This window comes from Acidovorax sp. 107 (assembly GCF_003058055.1).
Lineage (GTDB): Bacteria > Pseudomonadota > Gammaproteobacteria > Burkholderiales > Burkholderiaceae_C > Acidovorax.
Map to the genome: position 1 here is coordinate 3,740,805 of NZ_QBTZ01000001.1, position 18,603 is coordinate 3,759,407.

Annotated in this window: 14 protein-coding genes; 3 read left to right on the forward strand and 11 right to left on the reverse strand. The window is 65.9% G+C overall.

Annotation, left to right across the window (positions count from 1 at the left end; all coding sequences use genetic code 11):
* Positions 1-120 precede the first annotated feature (120 nt).
* From C8C99_RS17460 to C8C99_RS17500, 9 genes are all read right to left on the reverse strand, one after another.
* Positions 121-1,116 carry a tripartite tricarboxylate transporter substrate binding protein gene (locus C8C99_RS17460; protein WP_199226529.1) on the reverse strand — a complete coding sequence of 332 codons (996 nt, stop codon included), beginning with the start codon at positions 1,114-1,116 and terminating at the stop codon, positions 121-123.
* A 348-nt stretch (positions 1,117-1,464) separates the two neighbouring features.
* Positions 1,465-2,448, reverse strand: coding sequence for a tripartite tricarboxylate transporter substrate-binding protein (locus C8C99_RS17465; RefSeq protein WP_056647447.1), 984 nt, complete (start codon positions 2,446-2,448; stop codon positions 1,465-1,467).
* A gap of 365 nt (positions 2,449-2,813) precedes the next feature.
* Positions 2,814-4,061: a phenylacetate--CoA ligase family protein gene (locus C8C99_RS17470; RefSeq protein WP_056647444.1), complete on the reverse strand. Its 1,248-nt coding sequence runs from the start codon at positions 4,059-4,061 to the stop codon at positions 2,814-2,816.
* Positions 4,062-4,284: 223 nt separating this feature from the next.
* Positions 4,285-5,097 carry an ABC transporter ATP-binding protein gene (locus C8C99_RS17475; protein ID WP_015012347.1) on the reverse strand — a complete coding sequence of 271 codons (813 nt, stop codon included), beginning with the start codon at positions 5,095-5,097 and terminating at the stop codon, positions 4,285-4,287.
* Between the two features lie 227 nt (positions 5,098-5,324).
* Entirely contained in the window at positions 5,325-6,653 is a 1,329-nt protein-coding gene (locus tag C8C99_RS17480; RefSeq protein ID WP_108626428.1) for an ABC transporter substrate-binding protein, read from the reverse strand.
* A gap of 126 nt (positions 6,654-6,779) precedes the next feature.
* Positions 6,780-7,856, reverse strand: coding sequence for a branched-chain amino acid ABC transporter permease (locus C8C99_RS17485; protein WP_056647439.1), 1,077 nt, complete (start codon positions 7,854-7,856; stop codon positions 6,780-6,782).
* 25 nt (positions 7,857-7,881) lie between these two features.
* Positions 7,882-8,811, reverse strand: a complete 930-nt coding sequence (locus C8C99_RS17490) for a branched-chain amino acid ABC transporter permease (protein ID WP_056647436.1) — start codon at positions 8,809-8,811, stop codon at positions 7,882-7,884.
* 15 nt (positions 8,812-8,826) lie between these two features.
* Complete coding sequence (locus tag C8C99_RS17495; RefSeq protein WP_056060064.1) at positions 8,827-9,612, reverse strand: ABC transporter ATP-binding protein; 786 nt, start codon at positions 9,610-9,612, stop codon at positions 8,827-8,829.
* Between the two features lie 35 nt (positions 9,613-9,647).
* The gene (locus tag C8C99_RS17500) at positions 9,648-11,594 is read right to left on the reverse strand and encodes a long-chain fatty acid--CoA ligase (RefSeq protein WP_108626429.1); all 1,947 of its coding nucleotides are present in this window, start codon (positions 11,592-11,594) and stop codon (positions 9,648-9,650) included.
* A gap of 181 nt (positions 11,595-11,775) precedes the next feature.
* Between C8C99_RS17500 and C8C99_RS17505 the strand changes: the two genes are divergently transcribed.
* Positions 11,776-13,533, forward strand: a complete 1,758-nt coding sequence (locus C8C99_RS17505; protein WP_108626430.1) for an AAA family ATPase — start codon at positions 11,776-11,778, stop codon at positions 13,531-13,533.
* A gap of 5 nt (positions 13,534-13,538) precedes the next feature.
* The gene (locus C8C99_RS17510; protein ID WP_108626431.1) at positions 13,539-14,336 is read left to right on the forward strand and encodes a general secretion pathway protein GspB; all 798 of its coding nucleotides are present in this window, start codon (positions 13,539-13,541) and stop codon (positions 14,334-14,336) included.
* Positions 14,337-14,469: 133 nt separating this feature from the next.
* On the opposite strand, the gene C8C99_RS17515 is transcribed toward C8C99_RS17510, so the two are convergent.
* On the reverse strand, positions 14,470-15,681 hold the full coding sequence (locus C8C99_RS17515; RefSeq protein ID WP_056647426.1) for an ABC transporter substrate-binding protein: 1,212 nt from the start codon (positions 15,679-15,681) through the stop codon (positions 14,470-14,472).
* A gap of 164 nt (positions 15,682-15,845) precedes the next feature.
* Between C8C99_RS17515 and C8C99_RS17520 the strand changes: the two genes are divergently transcribed.
* Positions 15,846-16,571: a Crp/Fnr family transcriptional regulator gene (locus C8C99_RS17520; protein ID WP_015012356.1), complete on the forward strand. Its 726-nt coding sequence runs from the start codon at positions 15,846-15,848 to the stop codon at positions 16,569-16,571.
* A gap of 49 nt (positions 16,572-16,620) precedes the next feature.
* On the opposite strand, the gene C8C99_RS17525 is transcribed toward C8C99_RS17520, so the two are convergent.
* On the reverse strand, positions 16,621-18,336 hold the full coding sequence (locus tag C8C99_RS17525) for a methyl-accepting chemotaxis protein (RefSeq protein ID WP_056647423.1): 1,716 nt from the start codon (positions 18,334-18,336) through the stop codon (positions 16,621-16,623).
* Positions 18,337-18,603: the final 267 nt, after the last annotated feature.

The following is an 18,603-nucleotide window of genomic DNA, read 5'->3' on the forward strand; positions in this document are numbered from 1 at the left end:
GCATGCACTCGGGGCACGAGGAGGTTCTTGGCACCGTCCCGCAGCGGCCGCGGAGCCTTCTCACAAGCCCGGCCCCCCGGTCGACAACGGATGCGCTGGTGGCCGGGCATCCCGGAGCCATCAATCCACCTTCGCCCCCGACGTTTTCACCACCTGCGCCCACTTCTTGTGCTCGTTGTCGATGTGCTTGGCAAATTCGGCCGGGGTATTGCCGCCAGGGATGGCACCCTGGGCCAGCAGCCGCTCCTTCATGGCGGGTGTGGCCAGTGACTTGGCGACTTCTTGCTGGATGCGGTTGACGATGTCGGCAGGCGTGCCTGCAGGTGCCAGCAGGCCGAACCAGGAACTGGCCTCGTAGCCTTTGAGCGTGGGGCCTCCCGCTTGCTCGACCGTGGGCACATCGGGCAGAGCGCCCGAGCGCTCGGAGCTCGTCACGGCCAGTGCGGTGAGTTTGCCGGCTTTGATCTGCGCCATGGACGAGGGCAGGTTGTCGAACATCACGTCCGCGTTGCCCGCCACCATGTCCATCAGTGCTGGGCCGGAGCCGCGGTAGGGCAGGTGCAGCATGAAGGTGCCGGTCATGCTCTTGAACAGCTCGCCGGCCAGATGGATCGATGTGCCGTTGCCGCTGGAGGCCATGTTCATCTTGCCGGGGTTGGCCTTGGCCACGCGGATGAAATCCTGCACGTTGTGAATGCCCTGGGCCTTGGCCTTGTCGGCGTTCATCACCATCACATTGGGCACGGCCGCCACCATGGTGATGGGCACAAAGTCCTTGATGGGATCGTAGGGCAGCTTGGCGTACAGCGCGCGGTTGATGCCGTGGGTGCCCACGGTGCCCATCAGCAGGGTGTAGCCGTCGCCGGGTGACTTGGCCACGATCTCGGCACCCACGTTGCCACCCGCGCCTGCGCGGTTGTCCACAATGAACTGCTGGCCGAAGGCCTTGGACAGCTCGGGCGCCATGGCGCGGGCCAGGATGTCGGTCGTGCCGCCGGGCGCAAAGGGCACCACGATGCGCACGGGCTTGGTGGGCCATGCCCCCTGGGCGCGCGCCATGGTGGGCAGCAGCGCCGCCGCGCAGGCCAGCGCAACGGCGCTGGCGGCCAGGACCATCACCTGGCGACGACGCGCGCGGAGTGGGTGCGCAGCGGCTGCGGCATCCGATGAGCGGGGTGAGCGAGTGGGGGCGTGGAGGGGAGTGCGTGCCATGGGGATCGGTCCTTGATGTCGGGGAGAAGAGAAAGGTCTGCTGGGGTTCTACGCGCGTTGTCGCAGTGGGGGCAGATGGATAACCCCAATCCTGGTGGCGCAGGACATCTGCGGCGTGCAATCTCGCGCGCACAGTCCGATCAACAGACCACTACACGCCCATGAAAAAAGCCGCAACGCGTCGTGCGACGCGGCGGCTTTGGAGAGGGGGCTGGCAGGGCTGCGTTCAGGCCCCTGCCGGTTGCGGGAGGATCAGTCCGCGTAGGTGCCTGCGGCCTTGATGACGGCGCCCCACTTGTCGATCTCGGCGGCCACAAACTTCTTGTGTTCGGGGCCTTCGATGCGCTTGTCGGTGATGACCACGGCGCCCAGGGCTTCCTGCTTCTTGATGAACTCAGGGTCCTTCAGCGCGACCTTGAGGGCGTCGTTGATCTTCTTTTGTACGTCGGCTGGCGTGCCCTTGGGGGCATACAGGCCATGCCAGATGCTCACATTGAAGTCCTTCAGACCCGATTCGGCCAGGGTGGGCAGGTCCTTGAGCGCAGGGGTCGTAAGGCGCTTGGCGGTGGTCACCGCGTAGGCCTTGACCTTCTTGCCTTCGATCTGGCTGGTGGTGTTGGTGGTCTGGTCGCACAGCAGGTCGATCTGGCCACCGATCAGGTCGGTGATGGCAGGGGCCGTGCCCTTGTAAGGCACATCCGTCATATCGGTGTGCAGCGCAGACTTGAACATCAGGCCGCACAGGTGCGACGCCGCGCCCAGCCCGGCGTTGCCCAGGTTGATTTTGCCCTTGTTCTGCTGGATCCAGGCGGTCAACTCCTTGAAGTTGTTGGCAGGCATGCTGGGGCGAGCGATCAGCGTCATGGGCACTTCGTTGACCATGCCCAGGTATTCAAAGTCGTTCGGTACGCTGAACGACAGCTTGCGGTACAGCGCGGGCATGGTGGACATGCCGATGTGGTTGAGCAGCAGCGTGTAGCCGTCCGGGTTGGCGCGGGCCACGCGGGCGGCACCGATGGAGCTGCCTGCACCGGCGGTGTTGTCCACCACCACGGTGCCCAGCGGCTTGCGCAGCGCTTCGGCCAGGTCGCGGGCCACGCGATCAGTAGGACCGCCAGCCGCAAAGGGCACCACGAGTGTGATCGTCTTGTCCTTGGCGGGGAAGTCCTGCGCGTGGGCGCCAAAGGCGGCCACTGCAGCGGCAGCGACGAGGGCGAGTTTCAGCGTTGTTTTCATGGGTGCTCCTGTAAATGACGGGCCATGATAGCGAGGGGCATTTTCAGGAGCATTGCGGATAGTACGTAGCACACGGTCAGCATGGTCTTTAAGAAAAAGAGCCTTGTAGCGCCCATGATTATTGGTTGTATTGCTATCAATAAAGTAGCTTTACTAGGGTAAACACTGCGACGGGCGCGGTGACCAAACCTGCATTTCTTGCGCTGCCGCAAACCTCGGTGCACCACTGCATCGAATGTTGTGTGCGCACCTCTTTGGGGTGTGTTGCACGCAGGGCCCATCACCGCGCGGACCCGTGCCGCACCGTGGTGGGCCCTGAGAACGTGTTCACGATCCGAGATCGCAAACACGTTCCAAGAGGCTGCTTACTTGTAGCTGCGTGCGTCTTCGATGACCTTGCCATCGTTGGGCAGGGCGCCCGGGGGCAGCATCTGCACCTCGCCGCGCAGCTTGGTCACTTCGCGGATGGCATCGCTGAGCTGGTGGGCCAAGCCTGCGGCAGTCTCGGTGGTCTCGACCTGCAGCACCATCTGGTCGTTGGCCATCTCGCCGCTGACCACCAGGCGTGCGCGCAGCACCTGCGGAAAGCGCCGCGCAATGGCGGCCACCTGGCCGGGGTGCACGAACATGCCGCGCACCTTGGTGGTCTGGTCGGCCCGGCCCATCCAGCCCTTGATGCGGGTGTTGGTGCGGCCGGTGGGGCACTGGCCGGGCAGCACGGCGGACAGGTCGCCGGTGCCAAAGCGGACCAGCGGGTAGTCGGGGTTGAGCGTGGTGATGACCAGCTCGCCCACCTCGCCCTCGGGCACCGGGTCACCGGTGCCGGGGCGCACGATCTCGACGATCACGCCTTCGTCCAGTACCAGGCCCTCGCGCGCCGAGGTTTCGTAGGCGATCAGGCCCAGGTCAGCGGTGGCATAGCACTGGTAGCCCGCGATGCCTCGCTCGGCGAACCAGTCGCGCAGCGACGGCGGAAAGGCCTCGGCCGAGAGCAGCGCCTTGGTCACGGTGGGCAGCGCCACGCCCATCTCGGCCGCTTTCTCGACGATGATCTTGAGGAAACTGGGCGTGCCGATGTAGCCCGCAGGTTGCAGCTCCGCCATAGCCTGCACCTGCTGCTCGGTCTGCCCCGTGCCGCCGGGGAACACGGTGCAGCCCAGCGCGTGCGCGCCGGTTTCCATCATCGAGCCTGCGGGTACGAAGTGGTAGCTGAAGCTGTTGTGGATCAGCTCTCCGCTGCGAAAGCCAGCCGCGTGGATCGCACGCGCCATGCGCCAGTAGTCGCGCCGCGTGCCCTCGGGCTCGTAGATGGTGCCGGGGCTGGCAAACACGCGCGTCATGCCGGGCCCAAAGCCCAGCGCGCTGAAGCCGCCAAACACGTTGCTGGCGCGGCCCGCCTGCTGGCGCTCCAGCAACTCGTACTTGCGCGTGACCGGCAGCTGCGCCAGCGCCGCGCGGCTGGTGACGGTCGATGCGTCCACGCCCGCCAGGATGCTGGCAAAGGCCGGCGACGCCTTCTGGGCATGGGCGATCTGCTGCGGCAGCGCGGCCATCAGGGCCGCTTCGCGCTCTGCGGGGCTGCGGGTTTCCAGGGCGTCATAGAACGTGCTCATGCCTGGGTTTCCTTGTGAGGTTGTTTGAGTGAAATATGCCTTTAGCGCTTTTCCATCAAGCGTAAGCAGCTATGAAATTGAGAGTGATTTCTTTGGAGATCTGAAAAAGAACACGGCCTTGGTCGCCCGCGCTACCCCACCAGCGCACCCGTGGAACTGGCTTTGCCAGGCCACCGGGTGCGTCCCCCTGAGGGGGAAGGCGCGCAGCGCCACAGGGGGCATGTCAGGCCAACCAGCGCTTGCGCCGCTTGTAGCTTTTGACATCCTTGAAGCTCTTGCGCTCGCCGCCGCCCACGCCCAGGTAGAACTCCTTGACGTCCTCGTTGTTGGCCAGGTCGCTGGCAGCGCCGTCCATCACCACGCGGCCGCTTTCCATGATGTAGCCGTAGTCCGAATACTTCAGGGCCATGTTGGTGTTCTGCTCGGCCAGCAAGAAGGTCACCTTCTCCTTGGTGTTCAGGTCCTTCACGATGTTGAACACTTCTTCCACGATCTGTGGCGCCAGGCCCATGGAGGGTTCGTCCAGCAGCACCATGCTCGGGTTGGCCATGAGTGCGCGGCCGATGGCGCACATCTGCTGCTCGCCGCCCGATGTGTAGGCCGCCTGTGAGGTGCGGCGGGTCTTGAGGCGTGGAAAGTAGTTGTAGACCTTCTCCAGGTTGGCCGCGATCTCGGCCTTGCTGGTGCGGGTGTAGCTGCCCGTCATCAGGTTCTCTTCGATGGTCAGGTGGGCAAAGCAGTGCCGCCCCTCCATCACCTGCACCACACCGCGCTGCACCAAGTCGGCGGGCGAGAGGTTTTCGATGCGTTCGCCGCGCAGCTCGATGCTGCCCTTGGTCACCTCGCCCCGCTCGCCCTGCAGCAGGTTGGAGATAGCGCGCAAGGTTGTCGTCTTGCCCGCCCCGTTCCCCCCCAGGATGGCCACGATAGAGCCCTCGCGCACCTGCAGCGAGACGCCCTTGAGCACGAGGATCACGTGGTTGTAGATGACTTCGATGCCGTTGACGTTGAGAACGATGTTGCTGTTGGAGTCCATGGTCTTGCCTTCCTGTACCAATCCAAAAGGCTGTGGGTCAACCCTTTGGATTGGCGGCTGCTCCCGAGAGCGCAACCGCGAATCACTGGCCGTTGAAACGGTCGCAGCCTGAAATACCAGTGCCACCGTGCAAGGGCCGCCCCGCCGCACCGGTGGCGTCCCCCTTCCCGCAGCGCGAAGCGCTAAGAGAGAAGGGGGAAGCGGCGCAGCCGCTCAGGGGGATGAGCTCAAGACTGGCAGTCCGCTGCTTCGCGGCGTGTCATCTTCTTGTCGGCCAGGTACTTGTCCGCACCCGCCTTGATCATGGGCTTCAGGATCTGCTCATCGGCCTGGTACCAGTCCGACGAGAAGTTCCACTTGCCGCCGTCCCAGGTGTGCACGCGCGCCCAGGTGGAGCCCATGTGGTCGGCGCAGCTGGTGGACAGCGGACGCATCACGCCGCCAAAGCCCAGCGCGTCCAGCTTCTTCTGGTCCAGGGCCAGGTTTTCCATGCCCCAGCGCACTTGTTCGCCGGTCATGACCTTGCCCTTGCCAAAGCGCTCCTGTGCGCGGCGCACCGACTCGACGGCCAGCATCTGGATGATCACGCCGCGCGTGTACAGCACCGAGCCCACTTCGTCCTTGGGACCCGTGCCCTGGCCCTTGTCGTGCACGTTCTTCAGGATGTCCTGGATCACCTTGGGCTGCTGGCCCGAGGTGTTCAGCGCCAGCGCGTTGTAGCCCTTGGCGCCTTCGCCCACGTCACGCACATCGGGTTCGGCACCTGCCCACCACACGCCGTACATTTTGTCGCGGGGGTAGCCAGTGGCCTGGGCTTCCTTCAGGGCGGTGGAGTTCATCACGCCCCAGCCCCACAGCAGCACGTAGTCGGGACGGCTCTGGCGCACTTGCAGCCAGGTGGCCTTTTGTTCCACGCCAGGTGCGGTCACGGGCAGCATCTGCAGCTCAAAGCCGTGCATCTTGGCGCGCTCCTGCAGCAGCGGGATAGGCTCCTTGCCGAACGGGCTGTCGTGGTACACCAGCGCGATCTTCTTGCCCTTGAGCTTGTCCAGGCCGCCATTGGCCTTGCCGATGTGCTGGATCAGGATGTCGGCACCGGTCCAGTAGCTGCCCATGAAGGGGAAGTTCCACTTGAACGCCTGGCCGTCCTGCGCCACCGACAGGCCATAGCCCAGCGTCATCAGCGGGATCTTGTCCACGGGGGCCTTCTCGGTCAGCGCAAACGTGATGCCGGTGGCCTGGGGGTCGAACAGCGAGACGCCGGGACGGCTCTTCAGGCGCTCGTAGCACTCCACGCCCCGGTCGGTGGCGTAGCCCGTTTCGCATTCTTCAAAAGTGAGCTTCACCCCATTGATGCCGCCGTCGCGGGCGTTGATCATCTTGATGTAGTCCTGCTTGCCGTTGGCCCATGGCACACCGTTGGGTGCGTACGGACCCGTGCGGTACGACAGCAGCGGGAAGAACTGCTCCTTGGCTTGTGCGAAGGCGCTCGTCGCGATGGACGAGGCACCGGCAGCAACCACCGCAGCGGCGATCACGATTTTCGAAAGCTTCATGGATGTCTCCTTTGGATGAATGTGTTGAAGCACGGGAAAAAACACGACAGACAGACAGTTAACGCGGCAATGCAACAGGCTCGTATCGGGACTTGCGAGTAAGGGGTTTCCTGCAGCGCGGTCTGATCAGTGCGGGAAGGGCCACAGGCGCAGCTTCTGCTTGGCGGTGGACCAGAGCTTGGCCAGGCCATGGGGCTCCACGATCAGGAACCACACGATCAGCGCGCCGAAGATCATCAGCTCGGCATGCGACACGCCCGCCGTGGACACCTCGATGCCAAAGAGCCCCATGAAGGCGGGCAGGAACTGGTTGAGCACGATGGGCAACACCACGATGAAGGCCGCGCCAAAGAAGCCGCCCATGATCGAACCCAGCCCGCCGATGATCACCATGAACAGCAGGCGGAATGAAATCTCCACCGAGAAGGCCGCAGGCTCCCACGCGCCCAGGTGCACAAAGGCCCACAGCGCACCGGCCATGCCCACGATGAAGGAGCTGACGGCAAACGCGCTGAGCTTGGCGTACATGGGGCGGATGCCGATCACGGCGGCAGCCACGTCCATGTCGCGGATGGCCATCCACTCGCGGCCAATCGCGCCGCGCACCAGGTTCTTGGCCAGCAGGGCCACGATGACCAGCAACGCCAGGCAGAACAGGTACTTGCTGGTGGCGCTTTCGATGGGCATGCCCAGCACCTGCAGGTTGTTGACTGACACCGAGCCCGAATCGGAGTTGTTGGTGAACCACTTGATGCGCAGGAACATCCAGTCGCTGAAGAACTGTGCGGCCAGCGTAGCCACCGCCAGGTACAGCCCCTTGACGCGCAGGCTGGGCAGCCCGAAAAGGATGCCGAAGAACGTGGCGCACAGCCCGCCCAGGATCAAGGCAGGAATCAGCGGCATGCCCGGAAAGCGCACGAAGAAGTTGTAGGCCCCGTAGGCGCCCACGGCCATGAACGCGCCGGAGCCCAGCGAGATCTGCCCGCAGTAGCCCACCAGGATGTTCACTCCCAGGGCCGCCAACGCCATGATGACGAAGGGGATCAGGATGGCGCGGAAGATGTAGTCGCTGGCCAACATGGGGACGGCGATGAAGGCAATGGCCAGGATGATCCCGATGGCCAGGCGGTCCTGTGCGATCGGGAAGATCTGCTGGTCAGCGCGGTAGCTCGTCTTGAACTGGCCGTTTTCGCGGTAGAGCATGGAAGTCTCCTGTTGTTCTTATGGGTTACACGCGATCGATGATCTTCTCGCCGAACAACCCCTGAGGGCGGAACAGCAAGAACACCAGCGCCAGCACATACGCAAACCAGATCTCGATGCCGCCGCCGACGAAGGGTCCCAGGTACACCTCGGAGAGTTTCTCGCCCACACCGATGATCAGCCCGCCGATGATGGCGCCGGGCACCGAGGTAAGGCCGCCCAGGATCACCACGGGCAGCGCACGCAGCGCCACGGTGGTCAGCGAGAACTGCACGCCCAGCTTGCTGCCCCAGATCATCCCGGCCACCAGGGCCACGACGCCCGCCACGCACCACACGATCACCCAGATGCGGTTGAGCGGGATGCCGATGGATTGGGCCGCCTGGTGGTCGTCGGCCACGGCGCGCAGGGCGCGGCCGGTGGAGGTCTTCTGGAAAAACACCGACAGCAGGGCCACCAGTGCAGCGGCGATGGCGGCCGCGATCACGTCTTCCTTGTTGATCAGGATGCCGCCCTGGAACATGGACTCCAGCGCGAAGATGGGCTCCTTGGGCATGCCCACGTCGATCTTGTAGATGTCGCTGCCAAACAGCGTCTGGCCCAGGCCTTCCATGAAGTAGGTGATGCCCAGCGTGGCCATGAGCAGCGTGGCGCCTTCCTGGTTCACGAGGTGGCGCAGCACCAGTTTTTCAATCAGCCAGGCCACCACGAACATGATGGCGCCTGCGATCACAAAGGCCGCCAGGTTGGCCACGATGGGGCTGCTGATGCCCGTCCACTTGGGGATCCACTCAGCAAAGCGGGCCATGGCCAGCGCTGCGAACAGCACCATCGCGCCCTGCGCAAAGTTGAACACGCCCGAGGCTTTGTAGATCAGCACAAAGCCCAGTGCCACCAGTGAATACAGCATGCCGGCCATGAGGCCGCCGATCAGTGTTTCGAGAAAGAATGCCATGTTGTCGTCTCCTGATCAGTGCGAGGTGCCGAGGTAGGCACTGATCACGTCTTCGTTGCTGCGCACTTCGTCGGGGCTGCCGTCGCCGATCTTCTTGCCGTAGTCCAGCACCACCACACGGTCGCTGATGTCCATCACCACGCCCATGTCATGCTCGATGAGCACGATGGTCGTGCCGAACTCGTCGTTCACGTCCAGGATGAAGCGGCACATGTCCTGCTTCTCTTCCACGTTCATGCCGGCCATCGGCTCGTCGAGCAGCAGCACCTGCGGCTCCATGGCCAGGGCGCGGCCCAGGTCCACCCGCTTTTGCAGGCCGTAGGGCAGCTGGCCCACGGGGGTCTTGCGGTAGGCCTGGATTTCGAGGAAGTCGATGATGTGTTCGACATATTCGCGGTGGCGGATCTCCTCGCGCTCGGCCGGGCCGATGCGCAGCGCCTGCATCAGCAGGTTGCTTTTGATCTTGAGGTTGCGGCCGGTCATGATGTTGTCGATCACGCTCATGCCCTTGAACAGCGCCAGGTTCTGGAACGTGCGGGCCACACCCATCTCGGCCACCTGGCGCGAGTTCATGTGGTCAAACGTCTTGCCCCGGAAGGTGATGGAGCCTTCGGACGGCGTGTACACGCCGTTGATGCAGTTGAGCATGGAGCTTTTGCCCGCACCGTTGGGGCCGATGATGGCGCGGATTTCGTGCTCTTTCACGTTGAACGAGATGTCGGTGAGCGCCTTCACGCCGCCGAACCGCAGGCTGATGTTCTTGACGTCGAGGATGACGTCGCCGATCTTCTTGGTGGTCATGGTGGGGGGCTTCTCCAGCGGGTAGAGCGCGGGCTTCATGCGGCACTCTTCACAGGCGCAAAGGTCTTGGTGTCCGACAGCTTGAGCGTGGCGCTCACGCTGCCCGTGCGGCCGTCTTCAAACTTCACCTGCGTCTCGATGTACTGCTCGGTGCGGCCTGCATACAGTGCATCCACCAGCACGCCGTACTTGTCGGCAATGAAGCCGCGGCGGACCTTGTTGGTGCGGGTGAGTTCGCCGTCATCGGCATCCAGCTCCTTGTGCAGCACCAGGAAGCGGCTGACCTGGCTGCCCGCGAGCATGGCGTCGGTGGCCAGGTCGGCGTTGACCTTTTCGATGCACTCGCGGATCAGCTCATACACCTCGGGCTTTTGGGCCAGGTCGGTGTAGCCGGCATAGGGCAGGTTGCGGCGCTCGGCCCAGTTGCCCACGGCGTCGAAGTCGATGTTGACCATCACGCAGACCTTCTCGCGCTTGTCGCCCAGGGCCACGACTTCCTTGATGTGCGGGAAGAACTTGAGCTTGTTCTCCACGTACTTGGGCGCAAACATGGCGCCGTCGTTGGCGCCGCCCAGGATGCGGCCCACGTCCTTGACGCGGTCGATGATCTTGAGGTGGCCGTGCGCATCCAGAAAGCCTGCGTCGCTGGTGTGGTACCAGCCGTCGGCTGTCAGCACCTCGGCCGTGGCAGCAGGGTTCTTGTAGTATTCCTTGAGCAAGCCGGCCGACTTGACCAGGATCTCGCCGTTGTCGGCGACCTTGATCTCGACGCCACGAATCGGCACGCCCACGGTGTCGGCGCGCGCCTGGTTGTCGGGCTGCAGGCACACGAACACAGCGGTCTCGGTGGAGCCGTACAGCTGCTTGAGGTTGATGCCGATGGAGCGGTAGAAGGTGAACAGGTCGGGCCCGATGGCCTCGCCCGCCGTGTAGGCCACCCGCACGCGGGAAAAGCCCAGGTTGTTGCGCAGCGGGCCGTACACCAGCAGGTTGCCCAGCGCGTACTTGATGCGGTCCAGGGTGCCCACAGGCTCGCCGTCCATCAGGGCCGGGCCCACGCGCTTGGCCACTGCCATGCAGGCCTCGAACATCTTGCGCTTGATGGCGCCCGCGTCTTCCATGCGGATCATCACGCTGGTGAGCAGGCCTTCAAAAATGCGGGGGGGCGCAAAGTAGTAGGTGGGGCCCACTTCCTTGAGGTCGATGGTCACCGTGCTGGCCGACTCTGGGCAGTTGACCACGTAGCCGCAAGCCAGCCACTGCGCGTAGCTGAAGATGTTTTGCCCGATCCAGGCGGGTGGCAGGTAGGCCAGCACTTCCTCGCTGCTGGTGAGCTTGTCGAACTCTGCCCCTGCACTGGCGCGGTCCAGCAGCGTGCTGTGGGTGTGCACCACGCCCTTGGGGTTGCCCGTGGTGCCCGAGGTGAAGAACATTGCGGCCACATCGCCGGGCTGGGCTTTTGCCACTTCGGCCTTGAACCAGCCGGGGTTTTGGGCGGCAAAGGCCTTGCCGGACTCGATCAGAGCGTCCAGCGAGGCGAGGCCTGGCTCTGCGTAATTGCGCAGGCCGCGCGGGTCGTCAAAGTAGATGTTGGAAATCTGCGGGCATTGCTCGCGGATTTCGAGCAGCTTGTCTACCTGCTCCTGATCTTCCACCAGGCAGAAGCGCACCTCGGCATTGTTGAGCGGGTAGATGCATTCGGCGGCCACCGCATCCTGATACAACGGCACCGGGATGGCGCCCAGCGACTGCGCGGCCAGCATGGTAGCGTACAGGCGGGGGCGGTTGGCGCCCACCACCACCATGTGCTCGTGGCGCTTCAGGCCGGCGAGGTGCAGGCCGGCGGCCACCTGTTCCACCAGGCGCACCAGGTCGGCCCAGCTGTGGGTTTGCCAGATGCCATATTCTTTTTCGCGCAGGGCCGGGGCGTCGGGGCGCTCGGCGGCGTGCTTGAGCAGCAGTTGCGGGAACGTGGTCAACATTGCTGGTTCCTGAAAGTGAGAAGGTGTCAGCCCGGTGACTGCCGGGTGCGCAAGCTTGTGTTTGCGCGATGGGGGAATGCTAGGACCCACTTTGACGCCATCTTGTCTTGCCGACGACAATTTAGGGGTAACTCCCGGGTGGGTAAAACCCTGCCCACGGGCGGGCGGTATCCTCCGGGGCATGTACGCCCCGTTCTTCGGCCTTCAGCACCCGCCGTTCTCCATCGCCCCCGACCCCCGCTACCTGTTCATGAGCGAGCGGCACCGCGAGGCGCTGGCGCACCTGCTGTATGGCCTGGATGCGGGCGGCGGTTTTGTGCTGCTGACGGGCGAGGTGGGTGCGGGCAAGACCACGGTGTGCCGCTGTTTTCTGGAGCAGATCCCGTCGCACTGCAACGTGGCCTACATCTTCAACCCCAAGCTCACGGTGGGCGAGCTGCTGCGCTCTATTTGCGACGAGTTTGGCGTGCCGCACCAGCCCTCGGGGGCCGGGGTGGAAACGGTCAAGGATTACATCGACCCGCTCAATGCCTCGCTGCTCGCGGCGCATGGCGCCGGGCGCAACACGGTGCTGATCATTGACGAGGCGCAGAACCTGTCGGCCGACGTGCTGGAGCAGTTGCGCCTCTTGACCAACCTGGAAACCAGCGAGCGCAAGCTGCTGCAGATCATCCTCATCGGCCAGCCCGAGCTGCGCACCATGGTTGCCAGCCCCGCGCTGGAGCAACTGGCCCAGCGCGTGATTGCGCGCTTTCACCTCGATGCGCTGAGCGCGCAGGAAACCCAGCAGTACATCGCCCACCGCCTGGCTGTGGCGGGGCTACATGGGCCGTTGCCCTTCAGCCGCAGCGCCCTGCGGCGGGTGCCTGCGCTGTCGCGCGGCATTCCCCGGCGCATCAACCTGCTGTGCGACCGGGCGCTGCTGGGCGCCTATGCCGCCGGGGTGCGCGAGGTCAGCGCCCGCATCGTCCAGCGTGCGGCGGCTGAGGTGTTTGATGCACCCGCGTCGGCCGCTGCAGCGCGCAGCGCCCGGGGCCAGTGGCCCCGCTGGGCGGTGGCGGGCCTGGGCGTGGCGGCGGGTGCCGCCCTGGTGGCGGGCGGCTGGGCACTGGGGACCTGGCCGCAATGGTCTCGGCAGGGCGTCGTGTCATCCGCCGCGCCTGCGGGCGCCACGGCCAGCAAAACATCTGCCAGCGCGCCATTCAGCGCCCCACCCAGCAGTGCTGCCAGCACGGCAGCGGTTACAACACCCACCGCCCCTGCGGCAGGGGCTTCGGCCCCGCGCGGTGGGGCGCCGGTGGCCATGTCGGACCTGCAGCAGTTTGTGGCCGCACTGCCCGCCAGCGACAACGCGGCCTGGCAGACGCTGGCCTCGGCCTGGGGTGCCAGCGTGGCCGACAGTGCCGATGCCTGCGCCGCATTGCCGCGCTACGGCCTGCGTTGCTACCGCAACCGCCGTGCGGGCCTGAACCTGGTGCGGCAGATCGACCGCCCGGTGCTGCTCACGCTGTTCCCGTCCGAAGAGGGCGATGTGGCGGTGTCAGCCGTACTGCGCCGTCTGGAAGGCGACATGGCCACGCTCGAAGGCGCGGGCCGTACGGTGCGCGTGCCGGTGGCCGAGCTGGCGCAGGTGTGGCGTGGCGACATGGCCACGCTGTGGCGCACGCCGCCCGACATGCCCGACAAGGGCGACCTGGCAGAGACCCCCGCCGGTGCCGCCTGGCTGGACCAGCAGCTGGCGACGGCTGCGGCCGGTGGCTCGCGCGCTGGCGCACCGGCAGTCGGCCGTGCGATTACGCCGGCCCAGCGCCAGACACGCATCCAGCGCTTCCAGCTGGCCCAGGGGGTGACCCCGGACGGCCGGGCGGGGCCCTTGACCCTCATGCTGCTCAACCGTGTCAACGGCGTGAGCGAACCGCGCTTGCGCACCGGAGGCTGAACCCAGTGTCTTACATCCTTGACGCGCTGCGGCGCGCAGAAGCCGAACGGGGCCGTGGCGCCGTGCCCGGCATCCATACACCGGCGGTGCCCGTACCCGGTGCCTTGCCGGTGGCAGAGCGGTCGGCCATCAGCCCGGTGCTGGTGGCTGTGGCGGTGGTTGCTGTGGCCGCCGCGGCGGCCGGCGGCACCTGGTGGGTCTTGCAGCGGCCGGTTCCTGCGGGTGCCGTCGTGGTGGCTGCAGCGCCTGCTACTTCTGCGGCCGTGGCTCCGTCCATGCCGGCGGTAGCGTCCACGGCGCCACCCGCTGCCGTCGCCCCCCCGGAACCGGCCCCTGCCGCTGCGCCAGCGGTAACGCCCCCTCCGGCACCCGCGCCGCGCGCGGCGGCACCGGAGCGGGAGCGGCCTGCGCCCAGCCCTTCCATAGCGCCTCGCTCCCCTGCCGCCGACCCCGAGCGGCCGCGCCCTGCAGCGCCCGCCCTGCGCGAGCGCACGCCCGCAGCCCCCGCCCCGCGTGCCGCAGACGTAGCAGCGGCCAACCCCGCTCCTGCCGCAGCCCCGGCCGCCACGGGCACCGTGTTTGCGCAAGCCGATCTGCCCGAAGCCGTGCGGGCACAGCTGCCGTCACTCAAGATTTCTGGGGTCACCTATTCCAGCAACTCGGTGTACCGCATGGCCATCGTCAACGGCCAGGTGCTGCACGAGGGCGACCCGGCCGGGCCGGGCCTGCTGCTGGAGAAGATCGAACCCGGTCGCACCATCTGGTCGTTCAAGGGCTACCGGTACGGGCTGGCGTCGCAGTAACGGTATTTGAACAAAATCGGCCGGTAGCGCTAGTGCAATATGCGCTGATAGCTATCTGATTTATAGCAATTGAATGGGCGGCCCCGCCGCAGCGCGCCCCTGTCATCAGCGTGCCAGCGGCGGGCCCTTCGGGCTATCGCAAGAACCGCCCATCGCGCCCCACCAGCGTGAGTTCGACAAAGCGCGAGGCGTTGCGGTCGGGCGTGCTGGCGCTGATCTCGAACCCGCCCAGGTCCCACTTTTTCAGGTTCCAGGTGGCGTCGATGAAGGCTGCGCGGGTGGGGTTGCGGCCTGCGCGCTGCAAAGCCTCGGCAAACACGCGGGCGTTGATGTAGCCCTCCAGCGCCAGATGCGAAGGCTCGGCCGTGGCGCCCGAGGCCTTCCAGGCGGCCTGGAACTCGCGCACCACGGGCATCACCACGTTGGAGGGCAGGGGCACCACCTGCGAGATCGCCATGCCCGTGGCGTCCGCGCCCAGGGCCTTGACGGTGGCCGGGGTGCCCATGACCGACAGCGCGTACAGCGTCACGCCCCGCTTGAGCGCGCGGAACGCCTTCACAAACTCCAGCGTGGGTTTGCCCGCCAGGCCAATCACGATGGCCTCCAGGTTGCCGCCGGCCAGCTTGGCTGCGGCGCTGCCCGCGTCCGAGGCATTGTTCTCCACGGTCACCGCGACGGCCTCGGGCAGCTTGAGCCGGTCCATGGACTGCTTGGCCGCGTTGAACACCTCTTTGCCGAACGAGTTGTTCTGGTAGACGATGCCAATGCGCTGGATGCCGATGGTGGACAGGTGCTGCACCAGCTTCTCGGCCTCGTCGGCATAGCTGGCGCGGATGTTGAACACGTTGCGGGCGTTCTTGGTGCGGCTGAGCTGCGCGCCGGTGAAGGGCGCAAAAAACGGGATGCCGCTCTCGATCACCTTGGGCAGCATGGCGTCGATCATGGGCGTGCCCATGCAGTTGAACAGCGCAAAGTACCCAGGGTCGGCCAGAAACTGCTCCACGTTGGCCAGCGCCTTGGGCACGTCGTAGGTGTCGTCCTGGGTGACGAGTTCGATGGCCTTGCCGTGCACGCCGCCGCGCGCATTGATGCCCGCAAACGCGGCCTTGGCGCCCTGGTGCATGGCCGAGCCCAGATCGCCCAGCGGGCCGGTGAGGGCGGTGGACTGTGCGATCTTGATGGCGCCCTCCTGCGCGCGGGCTGCGCCGCTCCAGCCCAGCCCGGGCAGGCCCACGGCCGCTGCGGTGGCGGCTGCAGCGGCCAGCACTTGGCGGCGGGCCAGGGGGCGCAGTGCGGTGGGCGCGGGGTGGTGGGGGCGTGCGGTGGTGGAAGATGGTTGGGTCATGGTGCTTGTCTCCTCGGGGCGCCCTCCCTGTATGGCGGGGGCGCGAGGCGACATCATCCCGTCACGATTGGCATTTTTTTGTCGGTCTGACGACAATTGGGGTCGTGGTATTCCCGCATGCCCAGGCGGCCGCGGGGCCCCTTTTTCGTGAGAACCTTTGTGCCATGGACCCACGCACCCACCAGGACTTGTCGCTGCACCAGCGGCGCCGTTCGCCCACACCGCAGGAGCTGGAAGGCATTCCCTGGCTCCCCCTGCTGCTGCCCGCTGAACGGGAGCGTGCGGTGGCCTCGCTGCTGGTGGGTGACGCCAAGCCGGGCGACTATGTGTGCCGTGTGGGACGCCCGGTGACCTATTGGTTTGGGGTGGTGGAGGGTCTGCTCAAGATGAGCACCGACAACGCCCAGGGGCAGACCATGACCTATGCGGGCCTGCCGCCTGGCGGCTGGTTTGGCGAGGGCACGACCATCAAGCGCGAACCCTATCGCTACAACATCCAGGCCCTGCGCAAGAGCGTGGTGGCGGGGCTGCCCATCGACAGCTTTCACTGGCTGCTGGACCACTCCATCGGCTTCAACCGCTTCGTGATGAACCAGCTCAACGAGCGCCTGGGTCAGTTCATCGCAGCGCGCGAAATCGACCGCCTGAACAACCCCGATGTGCGGGTGGCGCGCAGCCTGGCATCGCTGTTCAACCCGGTGCTGTACCCGGGCGTGGGCGAGGTGCTGCGCATCACGCAACAAGAGCTGGCCTATCTGGTGGGGCTGTCACGCCAGCGGGTGAACGAGGCGCTGTCTGCGCTGGAGGCGCAAGGCGCCATTCGTGTGGAGTACGGCGGCCTGCGCGTGCTGGACTTGGCTGCGCTGCGGTCCAGCGTGACCGCCCCCTGAGGCGCTCTGCGCTTTCCCTCTGGGAGCGTACGCCCGTGGGAAAGTCTCGTCAGCTGCGCGGCAGTGCAGGAGCGCGTGACGGGGCAGAGGCCAGTGGGCGTGGGGCTGTGGTGCGTGTGGGCGCCGGCACCGCCGCCGGTGCTGCGGCGGGGCTGGCGGTACCCCAGCTGTCTTCGCCGCCGCCATCGTTGCGCGTGAGGCGGAAGGTGCCCACCATCTGCGTGAGGCGCCCCGCCTGGTCCTTGAGGCTGTCGGCGGCGGCCGCGCCTTCTTCCACCAGCGCGGCGTTCTGCTGGGTCATTTCTTCCAGCGCGCCCACGGACTGGCTCACATGGCCGATGCGCTGGCTTTGCTCCTGCGTGGCGGCCGTGATCTCGCCCATGATGTCGGACACGCGGCGCACCGACTGCACCAGTTCTTCAATGGTCTTGCCCGCGTGGTTGACGAGCGTGCTGCCTTCTTGCACCTGGTCCACGCTGGTGCCGATCAGGGCCTTGATCTCGCGCGCAGCCTGGGCCGAACGGCCCGCCAGGTTGCGCACCTCGCCCGCCACCACGGCAAAGCCCCGGCCCTGCTCGCCGGCACGGGCGGCCTCAACGGCGGCGTTCAGCGCGAGGATGTTGGTCTGGAACGCGATGCCATCGATCACGCTGATGATGTCGGCGATCTTGCGTGAGCTGGCGCTGATGGTGTCCATGGTGCGCACCACCTGGCCCACCACTTCGCCGCCGCGTGTGGCCGCATCGGACGCGGTGGACGCGAGTTGGTTGGCCTGGCGGGCCGAGTCGGCGCTTTGCGACACCGTGCCGGTCAGGTCCACCAGCGAGGTGGCAGCGCTTTGCAGGTTGTGCGAGGTCTGCTCCGTGCGCTGGCTCAGGTCCAGGTTGCCCGAGGCCACCTCCGAGCTGGCCACCAGGATGGAGTCGGCAGTCTGGCCGATCTCGCCCACCAGGGTGCGCAGACGCTCCTGCATGGCCGCAATGGCTTCGAGCAGGCGCCCGGTTTCGTCGTGGATGCGCACCTCCACCTGCGAGGTGAGGTCGCCGCGCGCAATGCGCTCGGCCACCACCACCGCACGGCCGATGGGGGCAGTGATGCTGGCCGTGATGCGCCAGGCGATCAGTGCGCCCAGCCCGATGGCCAGCAGCACCAGCAGCCCGCCCACCACACGGGCGCTGCTCTGGGTTTGCTCTGCAGAAGCCGTGGCTTCGGCATTCAGGGTGTTTTGCAGTTCGATCAACTCGCGCAGCTTGGCACGCCAGGCGGTTTCGGCGGGGGCCACGCGCGTCATGAGCGCCAGCGTGGCGCTCACGGTGTCGCCGTCGTCCGCCGCCTTGATGGCGTTGTCGAGCTCGGGGCGCGTCTTGCCGCCCAGGGCCTGCACCTCGCCCAGCAGCTTGAGCTCTGCGGGGGTGGCGGTGGCTGGGGTGAGCAACTGGGTCAAAGCGGCTTCCTGCGTGGCGTACTCCTTGAGCGTCTTGCCCACGGCCACGATCTGCTCGCGCGCCTGCTTGGGGTCGATGTCGTTGAGCATGGCGGCGGAGCGGCTCTGGATGCCGATGGCGCTCACGCCCTCCAGCATGCCGTTGACCAGCTTGGCCTTGTTGGCACCTACGTCGGTGATCTGAATCATCTGATCGTGCACCTTGCCAGCGGACAGTTGGCCCACCGCCGCCACAGCCACCAGGAGCACCAGCATGCAGCCGAACCCCAGGCCGAGTCGGCTGGAGATCGAGAGGGATTTGAGGGTGGAAGCAGCCGACATGGGGGTCCTTGGGTCTCGAAAAGGATCAAAGCGTGATCAAACGGTGGGCTTTTGCGCAAAGCAATAAGGGTGCCCACCGGCCGCTGTGCGCCCATTGGGCGGGCGCTGGGGTCGGTGCAGTGTAGGTAATAACAACCAAATGTGTCATGAGCGTTGCGGATGGCCCCATGCCCGATCTGCATGGCCGCCGTTGTTACAAATGCGGCCATGCACGAGCCGGGTGCGCTGGAGGCAAAGTGCAACAGAAGGTCGCGCTGAAATCATGAT